This is a genomic window from Krasilnikovia cinnamomea (genome assembly GCF_004217545.1).
Classification (GTDB): Bacteria; Actinomycetota; Actinomycetes; order Mycobacteriales; family Micromonosporaceae; genus Actinoplanes; species Actinoplanes cinnamomeus.
On sequence record NZ_SHKY01000001.1, the window covers coordinates 2,044,932 to 2,064,188 of the forward strand.

At 71.2% G+C, this 19,257-nt stretch carries 16 protein-coding genes and 1 tRNA gene; 6 read left to right on the top strand and 11 right to left on the bottom strand.

Annotated features, from left to right (window positions below):
- Positions 1-6: 6 nt before the first annotated feature.
- Entirely contained in the window at positions 7-258 is a 252-nt protein-coding gene (locus EV385_RS09045) for a hypothetical protein (RefSeq protein WP_130509062.1), read from the bottom strand.
- Positions 259-351: 93 nt separating this feature from the next.
- Here EV385_RS09045 and malQ point away from each other — a divergent pair, with 93 nt between their 5' ends.
- Positions 352-2,325: a 4-alpha-glucanotransferase gene (gene malQ / locus EV385_RS09050; RefSeq protein WP_130509063.1), complete on the top strand. Its 1,974-nt coding sequence runs from the start codon at positions 352-354 to the stop codon at positions 2,323-2,325.
- Between the two features lie 20 nt (positions 2,326-2,345).
- On the opposite strand, the gene EV385_RS09055 is transcribed toward malQ, so the two are convergent.
- The gene (locus tag EV385_RS09055; RefSeq protein WP_242624787.1) at positions 2,346-2,711 is read right to left on the bottom strand and encodes a hypothetical protein; all 366 of its coding nucleotides are present in this window, start codon (positions 2,709-2,711) and stop codon (positions 2,346-2,348) included.
- 181 nt (positions 2,712-2,892) lie between these two features.
- On the opposite strand from EV385_RS09055, the gene EV385_RS09060 reads away from it, so the two are divergent.
- Entirely contained in the window at positions 2,893-3,744 is an 852-nt protein-coding gene (locus tag EV385_RS09060; protein ID WP_130509064.1) for a spermidine synthase, read from the top strand.
- A 682-nt stretch (positions 3,745-4,426) separates the two neighbouring features.
- Here EV385_RS09060 and EV385_RS09065 read toward each other — a convergent pair.
- Positions 4,427-5,380, bottom strand: coding sequence for a pentapeptide repeat-containing protein (locus EV385_RS09065; RefSeq protein WP_130509065.1), 954 nt, complete (start codon positions 5,378-5,380; stop codon positions 4,427-4,429).
- A 286-nt stretch (positions 5,381-5,666) separates the two neighbouring features.
- Here EV385_RS09065 and EV385_RS33815 point away from each other — a divergent pair, with 286 nt between their 5' ends.
- Together EV385_RS33815 and EV385_RS09075 are read left to right on the top strand one after the other, a co-directional pair.
- Entirely contained in the window at positions 5,667-6,860 is a 1,194-nt protein-coding gene (locus tag EV385_RS33815) for a lamin tail domain-containing protein (RefSeq protein WP_165449426.1), read from the top strand.
- 141 nt (positions 6,861-7,001) lie between these two features.
- Positions 7,002-8,558: a GGDEF domain-containing protein gene (locus tag EV385_RS09075; RefSeq protein ID WP_130509067.1), complete on the top strand. Its 1,557-nt coding sequence runs from the start codon at positions 7,002-7,004 to the stop codon at positions 8,556-8,558.
- 67 nt (positions 8,559-8,625) lie between these two features.
- Here the strand turns inward: EV385_RS09075 and EV385_RS09080 are convergent, their stop codons facing one another.
- Both EV385_RS09080 and EV385_RS09085 read right to left on the bottom strand, forming a co-directional pair.
- The gene (locus EV385_RS09080) at positions 8,626-9,258 is read right to left on the bottom strand and encodes an SRPBCC family protein (RefSeq protein ID WP_130509068.1); all 633 of its coding nucleotides are present in this window, start codon (positions 9,256-9,258) and stop codon (positions 8,626-8,628) included.
- Positions 9,251-9,673 carry an ArsR/SmtB family transcription factor gene (locus EV385_RS09085; RefSeq protein ID WP_130509069.1) on the bottom strand — a complete coding sequence of 141 codons (423 nt, stop codon included), beginning with the start codon at positions 9,671-9,673 and terminating at the stop codon, positions 9,251-9,253. The genes EV385_RS09080 and EV385_RS09085 overlap by 8 nt, the downstream gene beginning before the upstream one ends.
- A gap of 268 nt (positions 9,674-9,941) precedes the next feature.
- On the opposite strand from EV385_RS09085, the gene EV385_RS09090 reads away from it, so the two are divergent.
- The gene (locus tag EV385_RS09090; RefSeq protein WP_130509070.1) at positions 9,942-10,703 is read left to right on the top strand and encodes a hypothetical protein; all 762 of its coding nucleotides are present in this window, start codon (positions 9,942-9,944) and stop codon (positions 10,701-10,703) included.
- 96 nt (positions 10,704-10,799) lie between these two features.
- Here the strand turns inward: EV385_RS09090 and EV385_RS09095 are convergent, their stop codons facing one another.
- The 4 genes from EV385_RS09095 to EV385_RS09110 all read right to left on the bottom strand — a co-directional run bounded on the left by EV385_RS09095 (position 10,800) and on the right by EV385_RS09110 (position 15,219).
- On the bottom strand, positions 10,800-11,441 hold the full coding sequence (locus EV385_RS09095; RefSeq protein ID WP_130509071.1) for a winged helix-turn-helix domain-containing protein: 642 nt from the start codon (positions 11,439-11,441) through the stop codon (positions 10,800-10,802).
- Positions 11,442-11,507: 66 nt separating this feature from the next.
- The gene (locus EV385_RS09100; RefSeq protein ID WP_130509072.1) at positions 11,508-12,608 is read right to left on the bottom strand and encodes a hypothetical protein; all 1,101 of its coding nucleotides are present in this window, start codon (positions 12,606-12,608) and stop codon (positions 11,508-11,510) included.
- 138 nt (positions 12,609-12,746) lie between these two features.
- Positions 12,747-13,823 (bottom strand): ATP-binding protein, encoded by a 1,077-nt coding sequence (locus tag EV385_RS09105; protein ID WP_130509073.1) that lies wholly within the window; start codon positions 13,821-13,823, stop codon positions 12,747-12,749.
- Positions 13,824-14,799: 976 nt separating this feature from the next.
- Positions 14,800-15,219 carry a DUF6578 domain-containing protein gene (locus tag EV385_RS09110; RefSeq protein ID WP_130509074.1) on the bottom strand — a complete coding sequence of 140 codons (420 nt, stop codon included), beginning with the start codon at positions 15,217-15,219 and terminating at the stop codon, positions 14,800-14,802.
- Between the two features lie 171 nt (positions 15,220-15,390).
- Here EV385_RS09110 and EV385_RS09115 point away from each other — a divergent pair, with 171 nt between their 5' ends.
- Entirely contained in the window at positions 15,391-15,858 is a 468-nt protein-coding gene (locus EV385_RS09115) for a site-specific integrase (RefSeq protein WP_130509075.1), read from the top strand.
- 94 nt (positions 15,859-15,952) lie between these two features.
- Here EV385_RS09115 and EV385_RS09120 read toward each other — a convergent pair.
- Both EV385_RS09120 and EV385_RS09125 read right to left on the bottom strand, forming a co-directional pair.
- Positions 15,953-16,029 (bottom strand) — tRNA-Met (locus tag EV385_RS09120).
- Between the two features lie 128 nt (positions 16,030-16,157).
- Positions 16,158-19,109 carry a UPF0182 family membrane protein gene (locus EV385_RS09125; protein WP_130509076.1) on the bottom strand — a complete coding sequence of 984 codons (2,952 nt, stop codon included), beginning with the start codon at positions 19,107-19,109 and terminating at the stop codon, positions 16,158-16,160.
- Positions 19,110-19,257: the final 148 nt, after the last annotated feature.

Genomic DNA, 19,257 nt, shown 5'->3' on the forward strand with positions numbered 1-19,257 from the left:
CAGCCGTCAGCGACGCTTGCGGTTCCGCATGATCAACACCACGACCAGGACGATCCCCCCGACCACGAGCAGGCAGCACAGCGCCGCGAAACCGAAGAAGCCGAAGCCGGAGCGGCGGCGGCGGTACTTGACCGCCTCGAACGCCACGTCGGCGACGCCGTTGCTGGCCGCCCACGCATGCACGGGCACCACCAGCGTGAGGACCGCACCGGTCACCGCCGCGGTCAGCCGCGACCACCATGTCACTGCAGAAGACATGGGTACATCGTGGCGCAAGTCCGCAACCGGTACGCGCGGAACCGCCGCCGGTCCGGCAGGGTAGGAGGCGAACCGACCGGGAAAGGGAGCGGAATGGACGCTGATCTGGCGGCGCTGGCCGCGGCGCACGGTGTGGCCACCTGGTACGAGGACTGGCACAGCGAACGCCGCGCCGTCTCCCCGGACACCGTGATCGCGGTGCTGGGCCTGCTCGGTGTCGACGCCCGCACCCCGGCCGGGCTCGCCCGCGAGCTGGGCGCGGTACGCCGCGCCCGGCGGCAACGCCGGCTGCCCGGCACGGTGGTGGTGCGCCACGGGCGCACGTACCCGCTGGCGGCGCCCGCCACGATCGTCACCGAGGACGGCGGGCGGCGCACCGTGACCGGCATGGTCCCGGCCGACCTGCCGCTGGGCTGGCACCGGATGAGCAGCGCAGGTCGGGAGGCGACCCTGGTCGTCGTCCCGGCGGCGCTGCCCGAGCCGCCGCAGACGTGGGGCTGGATGCTGCAGCTGTACGCGCTGCACTCGGCCGCGTCCTGGGGCATGGGCGACCTCGGCGACCTGGTGACCTTCGTCCGCGAGGTCGCCCAGGGCGCCGGGCTGGTCCTGCTCAACCCGCTGCACGCGCCCACCCCGACCCTGCCGGTTCCCGAGTCGCCGTACTTTCCGTCGAGCCGCCGCTTCGCCAACCCGCTGTACCTGCGGATCGCCGACACCCCGGAGTACCGGCGGGCCGACGACGCCCTGCGGTCCCGGGTGGACGCGCTGCGCCCGGCACCGCCCGGCGACGGTCTGATCGACTACAGCGCGGTGTGGCGGGCCAAACGCGCGGCCCTGGAACTGCTCTGGCCGCTGGCCGCTCCGGCCGACGACGCCGACCCCGGTCTGGTGGACTTCGCCACGTTCTGCGCCCTGGCCGAGCGGCACGGCCCCGACTGGCGGGAGTGGCCCGCCGAGCTGCGCCGCCCGGACACCGCGGCGGTCGGGGCGGCCCGCGCCGAGCTGCGCGACCGGGTGGCGTTCCACGTCTGGCTGCAGCGGCTGGTGGACGAGCAGCTCGGCGCCGCCCGCGCGGCGGCCCAGGCGGCCGGGATGCCGGTCGGCATCGTGCACGACCTCGCGGTCGGGATCGACCCCGGCGGTGCGGACGCCTGGTTGCTGCGCGACGTGCTGGCCGACGGGGTGCACGCGGGCGCGCCCCCGGACGCGTTCAACCAGCTCGGCCAGGACTGGGGGCTGGCCGCGTGGCGGCCGGACCGGCTGGTCGAGACCGGGTACGCGGCGTACCGGGACATGCTGCGCCGCATCTTCCGGCACGCCGGGGGCCTGCGGGTGGATCACGTGGCCGGGCTGTGGCGGCTGTGGTGGGTGCCGCCGGGCAGGGGCCCCGCCGACGGCACGTACGTGCGCTACGACCCGGACGCCATGCTCGGCATCCTGGCGCTGGAGGCACAGCGGGCCGGTGCCGTGGTGGTCGGCGAGGATCTGGGCACGGTGCTGCCCGAGGTCACGGCGGGCCTGGCCCGGATGAACATGCTGGGCTCGGCGGTGTTGTGGTTCACCCGCGACCGCGACGACCCGGACGGCGGCTACCTGCCCGCCGCCCGCTACCCGCGCAACGCGCTGGCCAGCGTGTCCACTCACGACCTGCCCACCGCGGCCGGGTTCCTGCGCGGGGAGCAGGTGCGCGTCCGCGCCGAGCTGGGCCTGCTGACCGGACCGGTCGCGGAGGAGGAGCGGCAGGCCGCGCAGGACCGGGACCGGCTGCTGGCGGCGTTGCGAGCCGAGGGCCTGATCACCCCGGACAGCGACCCGGAGGAGATCGTCGAGGCGCTGCACGCGTTCCTGGCCCGGACCCCGTGCCGCCTGGTCACCGCATCCCTGTACGACGTACTCGGCGAGCCGCGACAGCCCAACCTGCCCGGCACGACGCGGGAGTATCCGAACTGGCGGATGCCGCTCGCCGCCAGCCTGGAGCAGATCCGCGCCGATCCCCGGGTCCGGCGCGTCGCCGAGGTGCTCGGTGCGCCCCGGCCCACCACGACCGTGGAGGGCGTACCGCGATGAGTGACACCCGGCGGTAGGGCTCAGATGTCCAGCGGCGGGGGCGGCGGGTCGTCGTCCACCGCGAACAGCATGGGGTGCACCGTCCGGGCGGGTTCCGCCTGACGGCAGCGGATCGGTGGCAGCAGCGACGACCGGTGGTGCGGGTGCTCCCCGCAGTGCCGCATCGCCCGGGTGACCGCGTCGGTGTGGTGGCGCCCGCCGCCGTACTCGCCGCAGTCGGCGCAGTCCCAGCGCCAGTAGCCGGGCCCCTCGTCCGACGCGTAGCGGCGGATCCGTAGCGGGCGGCTGACCGGCAGCGTGACCACGACCGGCGACGGATCCGGCCCGTCGCCGACCATCTCGGCCCGCCCGTCGCCGACGATCCCGGTCGGCGCGTTGCCCGACATCGCTCACCCCCGCCCCGGCCCGTCCGCCCGGACGGCTCCGCTGGGGTCAGTGTGGAACGCGACGGGTGCGCCCGATGACCGTTTTGCGCAAAGCCGCTTCACATTCACCCGCACCGGTGCGCGACAGCGGCCCGCCGCCCAGCGCGCCGGCGGCGGGCGGGCGACCGGCATACTGCCTCGCGTGGCGCAGCGCAGACGGTCGGAGCGGCGGGTCGCGACCGTCGGGTCGGGCCTGGCCGAGCTGGTGCCGGACCCGGACCGCCGGTCCGGCTGGACGCTGCTGCTGGACGGCACCCCGCAGTCGCATGTCGACCTGGCCGACCCGACACATCTGGAGTTCGAGTACGTGCGCCGCATCGGCGCCGCCCTGGACCTGCTGGCCCCGGCCGGGCAGCCGCTGCGGGTGCTGCACCTGGGCGGCGGGGCGCTGACCCTGCCCCGGTACGTCGCGGCCACCCGTCCCGGCTCGGCGCAGCGCGTGGTGGAGATCGACGGCCCGCTGGTGGACCTGGTCCGTACCTGGCTGCCGTGGCCGCCGTCCGCCCGGATCCGGGTACGCGTCGGCGACGCCCGCGCGGAGCTGGCGGGCATGCGCCCCGGCGGGTACGACGTGGTGGTGCTGGACGTCTTCGCGGGCTCCCGTACCCCCGCGCACCTGGCCTCGGTGGAGTTCGCCCGGGAGATCGCCCGGGTGCTGGCCCCCACCGGCTTCCTGGTCGCGAACGTGGCCGACGGCCCCCCGCTGCGCCACGCCCGCGCCCAGGTCGCCACGGTCCGGGAGGTGTTGCCGCAGGCCTGCGTCACGGCCGACGCGGCGGTGCTGCGGGGCCGCCGCTTCGGCAACCTGGTGCTGCTGGCGGGGCGTACGCCGCCGCCGGTCCCGGAGCTGGCGCGGCGGGCCGCGGGCGACTGGTTCCCGGGACGGGTGGAGACCGATCTGGACCGGTTCGCCGGGGGCGCCGCCCCGGTGGGTGACGACGCGGCGGTGCCGTCCCCGGCGCCGCCGGACGGCCTCTTCCGCTCGCGCGCCTGAGGGAGGTACGGCCGGGGTCGTCCGAAGGTTCAACCTTTCGGGCCCCGCCGCGCCGAGGTTCCGTGATCCGGCAAAAGTCGGGGTCGCCCGCTTGTGGGCGGCTCGGGGCGCCGATGTAATCGAGTCGGCCCCGCCCCGCCGGGCGCGGTCGCGACGCGGAGGGGGTCCGCCATGTCCGTCCCGCCCGATCCGGTGGACGTGTTCGCTCCGTTGCGCGGCGGTGAACGCGCCCTGTGGCGGGGCCGGGCCGCGGTCGCCGAGTACGCGTTCGACCGGGCCGCGGCGCTGCCCCGCTGGGCCGTGCCGGAGTCGACCGAGGTGCTGGTGACGGATCGGCGCCTGCGGTACGCGTACGCATCGTCGATCTCCCCCGACGATCTGGAGGTCGCCTCAGGCGAGCTGCGCTGGCAGTGGCCGTGGCACGTGCGGGTGCAACCCGGCGCGCCGGGCACCGGGCGGGCCGGGTCGATCAGCCAGGTCCAACTGGTGTGCGCGGGACCCGATGGGAGCTGGCCCGCGCTCGTGCTGGCGGGCGGCGACGTGGAGGCCGTCCGGGACGCCGACCGGCTGGCCAACGTGATCCGCCAGGCCATCGCCCGGTTCCGCATCGACCACGCGGACAAGCTGGGGCTCTCCACGCCGCAGGCGCGGCTGCTGTCGCGGCTGCTGATCGGCCCGGAGTTCAGCAACCACGAGGGCGGCGCCGGGCAGACCGTGTCGCTGCCGTGCGCGCTGCCGGTGAACCGTCCGGCCCCGGAGACCCGTCCGGGCTCGGAGACCCGTCCGGGCTCGGAGCCGCAGGGCCCGCCGCGGGGGGAGGCGCCGCGCCGGGCGACTGCCCGGTTCGCCGCGAACTCGGGAGGCGGGTGGTCTCGTCAGTCCGGGCCGCGGCGAGCTGTGCCGCGGTGACGAACAGCGCGTCCGCCAGGTCGGCGCCGCGCAGGTCGGCCCCCCGCAGGTCCGCGCCGGTGAGATCGGCCAGCCGCAGGTCGGCGCCGCGCAGGTCGGCGCCGATCAGCAGGGCGCCGCGCAGGTTCGCCCCGCGCAGGTCGGAGCGGGCCAGCCGGCGGCCGATCAGGTTGGCGCCGCGGTGGTCGGGGCGGCGCCGCAGCCCGGCCCGGGCCGCTTCGCTGGCCTGTTGCAGCAGGGGGTTGACCCGCCGCCGCTGGGCGTCCACGTCCAGTGCCGTCAGCTCGTCGGCGCTCAGCTCGGTGAGCCGCCGGAGTTCGGCGCGGGCGTCGCGCAGCCGGTCGTGCAGGCGGGGCGCGGCGGGCAACCGCATGGCCTCGGTGAGCAGCCAGAGCAGCTCGTGCAGCTGGCGCATGACGGGTAACGCCGCGAACATCGGCCCGGCCAGCTCCGGCTGAGCGCGCCAGTCCCGCCCGCCGAAGGTGATCTGGGTTACCTGCTGGCCCGCGCCGAAGCAGTCAAACACGACGCATCCGCCAAAGCCGCGTTCCCGCAGGTCGGCGTGGATGCCGCAGCGGAAGTCGGCGCGCAGGTTGGGGCAGGGCCGCCCGGCGGGCTTGTCGATGGCGAAGTCCGACGACTTCGCGAACGCGGGCGCGACACAGCACAGCCCGGCGCAGTTCGCGCAGTCGGCCCGCAGCGACCGGTCCTCTTGATCCTCAGACATGACGGGTCCCACCGTAACAACTAGCGGAACGTGACTAACGACAACCACGAACAGTTACGACATTCCGGAAATATCACCTCGCGTCGACCACCCGTTTTGGTGACGCTTCTCCAGGTGAAGCCGTACGGGCCAGGCGGTTCGGCCGAGCGGACAGCAAGGAGAACCACCGAGATGTATGACTACCCACAGTCAGACACTTAGTCTGCGGCGACCAACCGCCCACAACGGCGGTCGCTGGCGCGCGCCTCCGGGTGCCCGGCCGCGAACCGCCGAAGGAGACAAGTCAATGCGTTCTCGCGACACGTCGGTCACGACCGACCGACGCGCCCGACGTACCACCCTGGCCGCGCTGACGGCCGCCACCTGCCTTGCCGCTGTGGCGATCGGATCGCCCGCGCAGGCCGCCACCGCGCCGACCATCTCGGCGCCCGCCTCGACGGTCGGCTTCTCGGAGATCACCATCACCGGCAAGGCCACCCCGGGCGCCACGGTTACCCTGTACGAATCCGCGTTCGTGTTCAACGACTTCTATGTCGCCACGAACTGGGACACCGGCGGTCCGGTGACCGCCACGGCGTCCACCTCGGGGGCGTTCACCATTCGCCGGAACGTCGACAGTGGCTTCCTCTTCAAGGTCAAGGAGGGCAACAGCCCGGACTTCTCGAACACGGTCAAGGTGTCGGTGCAGGTGATCCCGACGCTCACCTTGGCCTCGACGACGAGCGGCACGGTCTCCGCGGAGGTCGCCGCGAATCCCAACCAGCCCTTCCTGCCCGTCGAGGTGCAGCGCCAGACGGGCAGCACCTGGACGACCGTCGCCGACGGCGTCACCGACCTTGCCGGGATCTACTCCACCGTCCTGACCAACCAGGGCGCCGGCACCGCGCAGACCTACCGGGCGTACATCGGGGCCGACACCAACACCGCGATCCTCGCGAACCACTCGCCGGCTAAGACCATCACGGTGTCCGGCACCGCGCCGACCCCGACGCCCACGCCGACTCCGACCCCCACCCCGACGCCGACCCCCACCCCGACGCCCACGCCCACGCCCACGCCCCCGAAGCCTCCGGCGCCGAAGCCTCCGGCGCCCAAGCCCCCGGCGCCCAAGCCGGCCGCGCCGAAGGTGGGCGACGTTCAGTTCACCAAGATCCAGTACCACGGCAAGTCCGGACTGAACAACGAGTGGTTCCGGCTCACCAACAAGACGTCGAAGACGATCAACCTGAAGGGGTGGACCGTCCGGGACAAGTCCGGCAACACGTACACGTTCACCAGCTCGTACTCGCTGGGTGCGGGCAAGAACGTCTACGTGCACACCGGCAAGGGCACGAACGGCAAGCCGAACGCCGGTGACCGGTACTGGGGCAAGCGCGCCTACGTCTGGAACAACGGCGGCGACACCGCGTACCTGCGGTTCGGCACCAAGACGATCGATTCCTGCAAGTGGACGCGTGACCGGAAGGTCACGACCTGCTGAGCAGGTGATGTGTGGCGGCTCCGGGTTCACTGCGAATCCGGGGCCGCCGATGCATTTCCTGGCCCAGCTCACGCTGCGTACCCTCAAGTCCCGCCAGATGGCGTCGATGGACAGCGACAACAGCTGACATCAGGGGGGAACGTGCGTGACCTGAGGCACCGCGTGGTGACCCCGGTCACTGCTGCCGTGCTGGCAGGCGTCGCGCTCCAGCTGATCCTGCCGCTGCTCTCCACCCGCCTCGGCCTCGTGATCGCCAGCGTGCCGATCGCAATCGCCGGATTCCTCGCCCCCATCGGCTTCCTCCGGCAGAGCCGCGCCCACACCGGACGGCAACGGGCCGGGTGGGCGCTGGGCATAGTCGGTTCGCTCCTGCTCGGCGCGTCCTACACCCTCTACACCGGGTACGCGGCGTTCGGCCTGGAGCCGGGCAAACCCAACCTGGCCGACCTGCTCTCCGTGGGCTCCGCCACCGTGGCCCTGGTCGGGATCGCCCTCGCCGCGCCGCCCCTGCCGGGCGCGATGGCCGGGACCACCCACCTGATCGACGTCGCCACGGTCGCCGGTTCCCTGTTCGCGCTGGTCTGGCAGTTCGTCATTCCGCCCGCCACGGCCACCCTGCCGCTGGGCAACCAGCTGACCTTCGTGCTGACCCTGCTGCCGGAGATCATCGCGGCCGCGCTCGCCCTCACCCTCATGTCGCGCATCCAGGCCAGCGCCGACGGGCGCGCGCTGCACCTGCTGGCCGCCGCGCTGGCGCTGTTCGCCCTGGCCGCCGTGGGCTCCACCCACAACTCCACCCGAGGCGCGCCCTGGTACGCCACCGGCGTCGGCGCGCTGTACCTCACCGGCGGCCTGCTCGTCGCCCTGGCCAGCCGGAGCACCGTGGGCGCGGCGGACTCCTCCGGCCGCCGGGCGCTGGCGGGCTTCTGGACCGCCCTGCCGTACGTGCCCGTGGCGTTGGCCATCTGCGCCGTCAGCGGCCTGTACCTGCGCACCGGGACGCTCAGCCCCGTGCTGGTCTGGGCGCTGGTGAGCAGCACCGGGCTGGCCATGCTGCGCCAGTTCCTGAGTCTGCTCACCATCAAGCGGCTGCTCAGCGACCTCGACGAGCAGCAGGAACGCCTGCGCCACGCCGCGCACCACGACGCGCTGACCGGATTGCCGAACCGTACGGCGTTTCACGGCCGCGCCGCCGAGGCGCTCGCCGCCGCCGGCCCGGACGACCACACCGGGGTGCTGCTGGTCGACCTGGACGGGTTCAAGCCGGTCAACGACCAGCTCGGCCACGCCGCCGGGGACGCCGTACTGATCGCGGTGGGCCGTCGCCTGCCCGACGCGCTGCGCGGCACCGACACCGCCGCCCGCCTCGGCGGCGACGAATTCGCCGTACTGTTGCCCAACCTGAACGATCCCGGCGAGGCCGAGCTGATCGCCGCGCGCATCATCGGCCGGCTCGCCGCGCCCGTGCCGACCACGGACACCCAGGTCCGGGTCGGCGCGAGCGTCGGCATGACGACCGCGCGGGGCGCGGGGCACAGCATCGACCGCCTGCTCCGGGAAGCCGACCACGCGTTGTACGCCGCCAAGGCGGCGGGCAAGAGCGTGGTACGCCGCTTCGCCGCCGCTCCCCACCCCGAATCGCCGACGCTGCCGCAGCCCCGGACCTCCGTCACGGACCAGAGTCAGCACACCGCCTGACCGTTACGGTCCCGGCCGGTCCCGTGCCCGTCGCCCGCTGCCGGGCAGTCCGCACCGGTGGACCGCCTCAGCCGCCCGTGTACGCGGCGTACGTCTGGGCCGCCTGCTTCCGGGCCCGCTCCGGGTCGGCCCCCGCCGCGATGTCGGCCTCCGCCCAGGCCTCGCTGCTGAGCCACATGAACTCCCGGCCCTCCGGCGACGCGATCCAGGCGGCGATGGCCTCCGGGTCGCGCGGCGCCGTGGGGTCGGCGAGGTGGTTGGCGAGACCGAGCAGACCCGAGTCCCAGCCGACACCGACCGCGCCGGGACCGTACTGGTCGGCGAACTCGTCCTCGACGTGGGCGACATGCTCCAGCTCGAACCGGGTCCGGTCGGCGCTCTCCGGGGTGAGCCGGACCTCGATCCAGCTCACGTTGCCGCCGTACTCCCAGGTGGCCGCGTACGAGCGCGGCTTGTCGCAGCGGGTGATGGTGCCGCCGGCCTGGCCCTCCAGCTGGTAGTGCCCGCCCTCGCGGAGGTCGCCGGAGACCGGCAGGAACCAGCGTGCGATCCGTTCGGCGGTGGTGAGCACGTCCCACAGATCGTCGATGTCCGTGTCGTACACCTGGCTGATCGTGAGGACCCGGGCCTCACCGGCCTCCAGCACCCGGCCGCCCAGTGCGCGGCGTACGGCGTTGATCTGTTCTTTCGCGTCAATCATCACTGACTCCAGGAACGTCGGATTCGGTCGTACGTGCCGTGCCGTCGGTCTGGCTCGGCACCCCCTCGACGGGTGCCCGCTCGGCGGCCAGGCGACGCGTGCGCCTGCCCCGGGCCACCTCCGTGGCCATCGCGGCGAGGTGCGGCGTCCAGAACCGGCGGAACGGCCCCAGCCACGCGTCCACCTGCCGCAGACCGGCACCGTCCACCGTGTACAGGCGGCGGGCGCCGGCCGCGCGGACGGTCGCGAATCCGTTGTCCCGCAACACCCGCAGGTGCTGCGAGACGGCGGGCTGGGACACGCCGAACTCGGCCCGGATGACCTCGGTGACCGCGCCGGAGGTCTGCTCGCCGTCGGCCAGCAGCTCCAGGATGCGCCGGCGGATGGGATCGCCGAGCACGTCGAACGCATGCACCCGGTCACGCTATCAGTCCAGCCGTATATAAGTCCAGGCTTAGACACTAGGTATCGCAGCGCCGTCCTCTAAGGACAGGCAGCTGCGAAAAGTCAGACAGGAAAAGGCGGCTACGCGCGTGACAGCGCAGCAGAGCCGAGGCCGACCAAGTGGGCAGAAACCCCTCCTTAGCCGTGAACCGGTGGCTACAGTACCTGTGTCCACTCCCCCTGGATGGAGCCTGCTCATCACGCATGCGGTAGGCGATTGTCTAGCGAAGGGAGCTTAAATGGCCAGGTCGCCGCAAACAGCAGAAGAACCGCCCGTTTCCCCCAATGGCCCCATTCTGCCGGGCATGAAACCACCCTCCGGCCCGCCACCGATCCTGGGAGGCGGAACAAACAACTCCGCGGGGCCGACGATCCTGACTCCGGAAACGGCCGCCGCCCCGCCGCCGAACATGTACGCGGCCCCGCCGTCGCCTGTTCCCCCCGGCGCAACGCCGCCGCAGTCGGCGACTCCGGGAAGTGCAGCACCTCAGCCGATGTATGCCGCGCGGCCGACGGTGACCGCCGCGCCGATCAGCCGGGACCGGATCGACGAATGCCTCGACAGCTCGAAGTACTGGGCGATCCGCCTACCCCGGTACGCGAACGAGATGCAGCGAAAGTCCGACACCTACGCGCTCGCGGCGGCGTTCCTCAGCATGGTCACGGGCCTCACCATCTGGGGATTCCTGGCCGAGTCGAATTCGCGGTGGGCACAGACCGCGGCCTCCGCCGCCGCCTTCGCGGCCGCGGCCTGCGCGATCATCCCGAGGGTCAAGAACTACTCCGAAGCAGCCGGCAAAGCGCGGCAACTGGCGACCCAGTACGGCACGATCAAAGGCCGTTTGACGGACGCCCAGGTGTGGAGTTCCTCGAACATCGCCGAGGACACGGCGCTCCGGCAGGTCGTGGAGGATTTCGAGGCGATCAAGAGCGGCAAGGACTCGCTCGTCCCGTACCCGAAGCGATACATCGAGGAGCGACACCCGGAAGCCAAGGAATGACAGGGCCCGCACCGCTGCACCGCCATGATGGCCGACAGCGCCACCACATCGCGGCCTTCGAGGGTGACGCTGGCCCAGATCAGACCGACGGCCGAGTCAGGACCCGTAGCCGAGGGCCGGCGCACCGGGCGGCCGGCAAAAGGTGACGGCCACCTCAGCAGCCGGGGAACCGGGCGCCGCCCGTGCCGCAAACTCCCGGGTGAGCGCGTCAAGGCGGGCGGCGAACTCGGCGAACGTGGCGTCGTCGAGCGGAACCCGGCGGACGTCGACCCGGGGCGGGAACGGGTCCGGCCTGCGCGGGTTCGACCTTCGCGGGTCCGGAATCGCGGACCCGGCGCCTGCGACCTCCGGCTCCGGCACGAGGTTCCCGCCACGCTCCGAAGCCGGGGACATCGATCCGGTGGGGGCATCTGCGGGAAGGTCCGTGGTCCACACCGGGGCCGGGAAGCGGCCCGTGCCGGTCCAGGTCAGTCCGGGCAACGGCGCCGGGGCCGCCAGCGGAGGCGGGACCGCCGCCGCCGTGCTCACGTACACCGGTGTCGGCACGCCGCGCACCGTGCGGGAGGCGCCGACCCATACCAGCCCGGCCTGCTCGAGCAGCTTGAGCTGATAGCTGACGACGCCACCGGGCAGGTCGAGCCTGGTGGCAAGGCCGGCCACGGTGGCGGGTCCGCTGCTCAGCAGCTCGAGAATTCGGTCGCGTACGTCGCCCGTCATCCCGACATCCTCGGTGGTCACCGGTACGCAGTTCAAACCATCCGGGCAGGTCAGGGTCGATCCGTGACCATCCTGGTCCGACCTGCCCTAACGGCTCGCTGATGGCCCGAGCGCGTCAACGGCTCCGCTTGCTCGCCAATCGCGGTTGGTTCGGAAGATCGTGCGCAGGATCCGGCGCACGGGTTTCCGCTGCCGGGGTGACAGGCTGTCCCGGGCGGCGATGAAGGCCTTCTGCGCGGCGAGCGCCTCGGCATGCTCACCCCGGACGGCGTACAACTCCGCCTTGTCCTGATAGACGCGGACCAGAAGTTGCCGCAGACCGAGCTCGGTGCATTGCTGGTGGGCGGCCTGAAGGCTCGCCAGCGCCCGGCCGGTCGCGCCGAGCCCACGCTGGGCCCGGGCCAGGGTCAGCAGGTACTCGGCCAGTTCCTCGGCATCGTTGGGTCCTGCGCCCTTGTAGCGGGCGATGCACACCTGCAACGTCTGCTCGGCCTCGGCGTACTCGCCGTTGGCGATCTGGATCGCCCCGATCGTCTCCAGCGCATCCGCGTCGAAGTAGTAGCCGCGCGCCACGGCGTGCTCCTGCATCCGCCGCGCGACCTCCCCGGCCTGCGGGAAGTTCCCGGTCTCGTATTCGGCGTAGGCCCAGTTGTTCAGCACCACCGTGAGCCGCTCCCACTCTCGGAGCTCCCGGGCCAGGTCCTCGGCCTCGTGGTAACGCGGACGCGCCGCGTCCATGTCACCGTTCTCGGCCAGCGCGTCGGCCAGCCTGACCCGGTGCCAGATCCGCATGTGCGCCGTGGCCGACTCATCGAGCAACTCGACCGAGCTCCGCGTGTATCCCAGGAATTTCGCCGCGTTGCCGGACAGCCTTTCGATGTTCGCCCGTACCAGGTGGGCGCGCGCCTGCAGCCGGCGGTCGTCGTGCTTACGCGCCCACGTCTGGATGCCCTTGATCTGCCGGGCGGCTTCCTGGAGGTCACCGGTGCGCCGGAGCATGTCGATCCAGCACAGGCGGGCCCGCATGAGCAGGGCCTCGTCGCCGAGGGCCTCAGCCCGCCGTTCGAGCTGCACCGCGGCGGCGTACCCGGCGGCGGCGTCGACGATGACCCGATCCTCGAGCGCCAGCAGGGCAGCCGACAGTTCGTCGGCGCCGGCCCCGCTGCTGTCCACCCCCAGCTTGTTCACCACAGAGTGATCGGCCGCCAGCCCACGATGATGAGAATCTGTCGGGCAAGGGAGCGCACCTACCCGGCAGGCTCCCACGATGATGATCATCCGGCGTTCAACCGCGTGGTCGATCGGGCAAGACGGTAGCGCGCCCGCTCACTCAGCGGCCCGGTTCGCGCGCAGAGCTCGGCGGGTCCGGAATATCGCGTGCGGGGTAAAGCGCATGTGTCTTCGCCGCGGGCGGGACAGGCTGTCCCGGGCGGCGACGAAGGCCTTGTTCGCGTCGAGCGCCAGGGCTTGCTCACCCCGGACGGCGTGCAGCTCCGCCTTCTCCTGGTACACCCGGACCAGGATTTCCCGCAGGTCACGCTCGACGCACTGCTGATGGGCGGCGTCCACGCTCACCAGCGCCCGGGCGGTCGCGCCCAGGCCACGCTGAGCCCGGGCCAGGGTCAGCAGGTACTCGGCCAGTTCGTCGGCATCGTTGACGCCGGCGCTCTTGTAGCGGGCGATGCACACCTGCATCGTCTGCTCGGCCTCGGCGTACTCGCCGTTGGCGATCTGGATGGCTCCGATGGTGTCCAGCGCGCCCGCGTCGAGGTGGTAGCCGCGCGCCACGGCGTGGTCCTGCATCCGCCGCGCCACCTCAGCGGCCAGCGGAAAGTCACCTGACCTGTACTCACCGTAGGCCCAGTTGTTCAGCACCACGGTGAGCCGTTCCCACTCGTGAAGCTCCCGGGCCAGTTCCTCGGCCTGGCGGTAGTACGGCCGCGCCGCGTCCATGCCGCCGTTCTCGGCCAGGGCACTGGCCAGCCTCAGCCGGTGCCAGATCCGCATGTGCGGGGTGGCCGTCTCATCGAGCAGCTCGACAGAGCTCTGCGCGTGCCTCAGGGTCCTGGCCCGGTTGCCGGACAGCCACTCGATGTTCGCCCACACCAGGTGGATACGCGCCTGCAGCCGGCGGTCGCCGCGCTTACGGGCCCACGCGTGGATGCCCTTGATCTGCCGGGCGGCTTCCCGGAAGTCACCCGTACGCCGCAGCATGTCGATCCAGCACAGGCGGGCCCGCATGAGCAGGGCCTCGTCGCCCTGAGCGTCGGCCCGGCGTTCGAGTTCTACCGCGGCCGAGTAGCCCGCGGCAGCGTCGACGATGACCCGGTCCTCCAAGGCGAGCAGGGCAGCCGAGAGTTCCTCGGCACCAGCCGCACCATGGTTCACCCCCTGCCGGTTCACCGCAGTTTCATCGGCCGCGAGCCGGGGAGGATGAGGATCTGTCTCGCGGCGGCGCGGATCGCGGCTGGTTCCTGATCGTCGACCGTCGCCGGGGACTGTCAGCGCCGCTTTTCGCCCCGCCATGGCCGGTACCCGGGGATGCCGGCCTCCCCGGTCTCCACCCGGCTCGTCAGCTACGACCGCAAGTAGGTTCCCTCACGAAGGCCGATTTGTGTGCCACACGGTTCGAGACGGCCCCGCATCACCGGCCGCCAGGAGTTCCGGACTCCTCCCATGGCGGCTTCCAACGTGATCCGACAGATAGGTGGTGCGGCCCTCGATCAGCCGCGGCCCGAACCGTCTCCACAGGCAGCGGCGACACCAACATCAATGGTTCAAATCGCCATGCCCGTACCCAGATCTTGATCCACCGCCCAATAGTCGAGAGGGCCGAGCTCTCAACTGGGCTGTCGTCGTCCGCGTCCTCATCGCCGGGGTGCTCGACGTCGGGGTCCTCGTCTCGTTCGGCGCTCTCGTCAGCCTCTGGCGGCTTAAGGTGCCCTGATCCGTTCCCAACGGGCATGGAAACGGCCCCTCAGAAGATCTCTGAGGGGCCGTTTCCCGTGGTAGCGGGGACAGGATTTGACCCTGCGACCTCTGGGTTATGAGCGGATCTTTAGCCGTCTCGACCGTCGCGAGGATTCCGACCTTCTCCCACCTGACCAGCGTCATCGTTCGCGAGCGTCTCACGCCGGCCCGCCGGTGCCACCCCGTACCAGGACGCCCCGGTTACAGGTCTGGTTACACCGCCGATGACTTACGCGCCGTTCTGCGAACGCTCAACATGACATGCGTACCCGCAGTCCCGGAATGCCGACCGGAGCAAGCGTTGTGTTGGGCACCGCCCGGGCCCAGCTCCACGCCGCCTTGACCGACCTGCGCGCCCTGCTCTCCCACGCGGTTCAACTCGCCCGGTCGCGTGAAGGGGTCACGGTGCTCAGCCGAGAGCGGGCCTCGCCGGGTCGGGCGGCTGGGCATCGGTGGCGATCCGCACCAGGTAGCCGACGAACCGCAGCTCGTCGCGGTCTTTCGTCCAGCCGTCCGCCTTGGACAGCGGTGTGAGGACCCCAGACCCCGGGACCGGGACCAGCTCACGGGGGGCGCCCGACGGCGCGTACCGGCAATGCACTGCCGTGATCGACCGCACCGTCCCCACGGTTTCCGGGGTGCCCTCCGGGACGTCCTCGTGGTGGTCCTCAGCAGCGTCCATCGACGCAGCGCCCTGGTCGCCGAGCAGCACCGACAGCCATTCCCAGTCCGGCTCCCAACGCAGCGTCCACGACACATCCGACCCGACAGAGAACGGCTCCCCGCAGCACTGCATCTGCCACCCGTCCACCCAAACGTTCAACTCCACCCCCGCAGTCTGCTGCCTTGATCCACCCCGCGCCACGCCAATACCCGGGAGCCCCACGCCGCTCTCGGGTGCCGCTGACCGAGATCCCGACCCGCGTTAACCTGCAAAGGAGAACTGTCGTGTCCGCTGCCGGGTACGACCTGGCTGCCGAGCCGGCGCGGACGCCTCCCGGTGGCAACTACACCGGGATTGGCACCCAAGACGGTCAAGAACGTGCACCGGATGCTGCACCGGGCACTGAGCGACGCGGTGGCGTGGGGATACCTGGCGTCCAATCCAGCGGTACACGCCAGCCTGCCGCGCGAACGACGCACCAGCGCCCGGCAACGCGGCAAGACCTGGACCGCTGAGGAACTGAACGCCTGGCTCAGGGTGGACCGGGCCGACGTTCCCCTGATCCGGCTGCACGACGTGCGACATACCTACGCCACGCTTCTCGCTCGACGCGGGGGTCGAGCCGAAGGTGGTCGCCGACCGGATCGGGCACGCCAACATGGCGTACGCACTGATGTCTACACCCACCGCTCCACCGGCCGCGATCAGCCCGCCGCCGACAAGGTGGCCGGGGTGATCTTCGGGGATGCGTGGCAACTGCCCGCGGAGCCCGACGAGGACGAGAAGAACAACACCGGGACGTAACCGGCACACGGTTACCGAGGCCCGATGGTTACCGATCGGGTTACATCCCCATGCGAAAGGCCCCCGGAGAAGATCTCTCCGGGAGCCTTTTCCCTGGTAGCGGGGACAGGATTTGAACCTGCGACCTCTGGGTTATGAGCCCAGCGAGCTACCGAGCTGCTCCACCCCGCGTCGGCTCGTTAACACTAGCGCACCCCCGCAGCCGCCCGCAAAACCACCCCCCGAGACGCCCGCCACACCCCCCTCACGACGAAGGCCCCGCCGCGCAAGCGACGGGGCCTTCACCACAAACGAGCAGCTCAACTACCCGGTGTCGGGTTCGCGGACGGTGGTGCCGATGGGGCTGCGGATGCCGGTGTGGACGGACTGGCGGACGGCGTGCCGGTTCCGGCCGCCTTCTGCGCGTTCTGGAAGTTGGCCATGGCCTGGTCGAGTGCCTGCATGGCCTGACCCCAGCGGGTGAAGTCCCCGGACTGCTGGGCGGCCTTGACGTTGGCGATGGCCTGATCCAGTTCCGCGGCGGCCTGGGCGAGCTGCCCGGTCAACGCGGGCGGGGTGCCCGACGTAGGCGGCTTGGCCGGGGTGCCGGTGCTGGGGCCGCTCTGGTTCTTGCCCTGCGCGACGAGCTCGTCGAGACCCGCCTTGAGGCTGTCGGCCAGGACGACGTACTCGCCGCCGTCGCCGTACGACATGAGGACCTTCTGCAGCAGGGGTACGGCGTTCTCCTGCCCGCTCTTGACGTACACCGGCTCGACGTACAGCATCCCGTTGCCGATGGGCAGAGAGATGAGGTTGCCGAACAGGACCTGACTCTGGTTGCTGTTCGACAGCAGGGTGAGCTCGGAACGTACGGCCGCGTTGTTGGTCATCTTCTGGTGGACCTGCACCGGGCCGGGGATCGCCGTCTGGTCCGGTAGTTCCAGCACTTCCAGGCGGGGCTCGTTGTCCACGTACGAGCCGGAGATCAGCGCCGCCAGGTTCTGCCGGTTGTTCGGGGTCACCGCCGACGTGAGCTGGAACCGGGTGCCCTCCTGGCCCGGCAGCTGCACGTTGAGGTAGTACGGCGGCTGCTGGACCTGCCGGTCGGGGTTGTCCGGCGCGTTCGGGACCTGCCAGAAGTCCTGCCCGCTGAAGTACTCGGCGGGCTTGGTGACGTGGAAGCGGGCCAGCAGGTTGCGCTGCACCTTGAACAGGTCGGCCGGATACCGGAAGTGCTCGGCGAGGTTGGGCGGGGTGTCGGCCTTGGGCGTGACGAGGTGCCCGCCGAACGCCTTGTTCCACGCCTTGAGCACGGGGTCCTGCTCGTCGAACTCGTACAGGGTGACCGTGCCGTCGTACGCGTCGACGGTGGCCTTGACCGAGTTGCGCATGTAGTTGACGTTGTCGCGGGCCAGCGCGAACGTGCCCTGGTTCGTCAGCTCGTCGCGGGTCTGCTGCTGCAGGTTGATCTGCTGCGAGTACGGGTACGACGACGAGGTCGTGTAGCCGTCCAGGATCCACTTGATCCGCCCGTCCACGACGGCGGGGTACGGGTCGCCGTCGATGGTCAGGAACGGCGCCACCTTCTCCACCCGGGTACGCGGGTCGCGCACGTACATGAGCCGGGACTTGCTGTTGACCGCGTCTGAGAGCAGGAAGTTGCTCTCCGCGTTCTTGATGGCGAAGACGAAGCGGCGGAACGTCGAGCCGATCGGCACGCCGCCGGTGCCGGTGTAGGTGTACCGCTCCTCGGCGTTGTTGTCGCCGGGCTGCGGGCGGTCGAACTCGACGTTCTTGTTCTTGTCGGCCTGCCCGACGATGGCGTACTCGGAGGCCTGCTCGCCGTAGTAGACCCGCGGCTGGTCGACCTTGATCTCTTCCTTCGGCGACGAGCAGTTGGCCTGCTGGCCCGTGCCGAGGAAGCCGGAGACGAAGTACGGCAGGCCGCCGCCGCAGACCTGGTTGGCCGGGGCGGCCACCAGCCCGTACCCGTGGGTGAAGACGGTGTGCCGGTTGAGCCAGTTGCGCTGCTGCGGGGTGAGCTGGCTGTCGTTGATCTCGCGGACGCCGACCACGTAGTCGCGGGTGGTGCCGTTCATGTCGTAGCGGTCGACGTCGAGCTTCTGGCCGAAGTCGTAGAAGCCGCGCACCTGCTGGGACTGGGTGAAGGCCTCGGACACCAGTTGCGGGTCGATCAGCCGGACGTTCTGCGCGCTGATGTTGGCGGGCAGGTTGGCCGGCGGGACGGCGTTCGAGGCGGGGTATTCGCTGACCTGTGTCTTGTCCAGGCCGAACGCGGCCCGGGTCGCCTCGATGGAGCGCGCGATGTACGGCGCCTCCTTGTCCTGCAGGCTCGGCTGGACCTGGAAGTTCTGCACCGCGAGCGGGTAGATGCCGCCGATCGCGACCGCGGAGATGGCCAGCAGGCCGAGGGCGACGCCGGGCCAGACGAGGTTACGCATGACCGCGTTGGAGAAGACGATGATCGCGATCGCCACGACGATGGAGATGTAGACGAGGATCTCTTTGGCGGGCAGCAGCGCGTTGACGTCGGTGTAGCCGGCGCCGTACAGGCCCGGGGAGACGTGCTGCTCGAGCAGCAGGGCCCGCCGGTCGAGGATGTAGGCGACCGCCTTGAGCAGCACGAAGAAGGCCACGAGGGTGGTCAGGTGGGCACGTGCGGCCGCCGTCATCCGGTCCCCGACGCCCTGCAGCCGGACGCCACCGAAGATGTAGTGCACGGCCAGCGCCCCGATGACCGACAGCACGATCGCGGTGAAGCCGACCCCGAGCAGGTAGCGCCAGAACGGGAACTCGAAGACGTAGAACCCGATGTCCACCTTGAACTGGGGGTCCTTGACGCCGAAGGGCTGGGCGTTGCGGAACAGCATCCAGTCCTTCCAGCGGCTCTGCGCGCTCAGCCCGGCGAAGAGTCCGATAACGGCACAGACCACCGCGATCCAGGTGCCGATCCGGGGGGCGATGATCATGCGGTACCGCTCGAGGGTGGCCTGCTCGGCGGAGTGCGGACGCAGCATGGGCCGCAGCCGGTACGCCAGGTACAGGTTCGCGCCGATGATCAGGGCCATGGCGAGGCCGATCGCCACGAACAGCAGCAACCGGGTCAGCAGGACCCCGGTGAAGACGTTCGTGAACGCGACCTCGTTGAACCACAGCCAGTCGGTGTACGCGTCGATGCCCCAGCCGAGCAGCGTGAAAAGGAGGAAGACCCCCACCAGGACGCCCACGGTCACGCGACCACGACGGCTCATCCTCGGCAGCGGACTGTTACGCATGACCAACGTTGGCTCCACACACTCGGTCTCGCCGGTCGCCGGCCGCGGCGGCCGGCCGGTGACTCACATTACGATGCCGCCCGGGTGTAGTACCCGGTACACCCGGACCGATTCTTGCGCGGCC

What these genes read in the sequence shown, in the direction of transcription:
- EV385_RS09045 (WP_130509062.1), bottom strand. Translation starts at nt 258, where the DNA reads ATGTCTTCTGCAGTGACATGGTGGTCGCGGCTGACCGCGGCGGTGACC.
- malQ (WP_130509063.1), top strand. Translation starts at nt 352, where the DNA reads ATGGACGCTGATCTGGCGGCGCTGGCCGCGGCGCACGGTGTGGCCACC.
- EV385_RS09055 (WP_242624787.1), bottom strand. Translation starts at nt 2,711, where the DNA reads ATGTCGGGCAACGCGCCGACCGGGATCGTCGGCGACGGGCGGGCCGAG.
- EV385_RS09065 (WP_130509065.1), bottom strand. Translation starts at nt 5,380, where the DNA reads ATGTCTGAGGATCAAGAGGACCGGTCGCTGCGGGCCGACTGCGCGAAC.
- EV385_RS33815 (WP_165449426.1), top strand. Translation starts at nt 5,667, where the DNA reads ATGCGTTCTCGCGACACGTCGGTCACGACCGACCGACGCGCCCGACGT.
- EV385_RS09080 (WP_130509068.1), bottom strand. Translation starts at nt 9,258, where the DNA reads ATGATTGACGCGAAAGAACAGATCAACGCCGTACGCCGCGCACTGGGC.
- EV385_RS09090 (WP_130509070.1), top strand. Translation starts at nt 9,942, where the DNA reads ATGGCCAGGTCGCCGCAAACAGCAGAAGAACCGCCCGTTTCCCCCAAT.
- EV385_RS09125 (WP_130509076.1), bottom strand. Translation starts at nt 19,109, where the DNA reads ATGAGCCGTCGTGGTCGCGTGACCGTGGGCGTCCTGGTGGGGGTCTTC.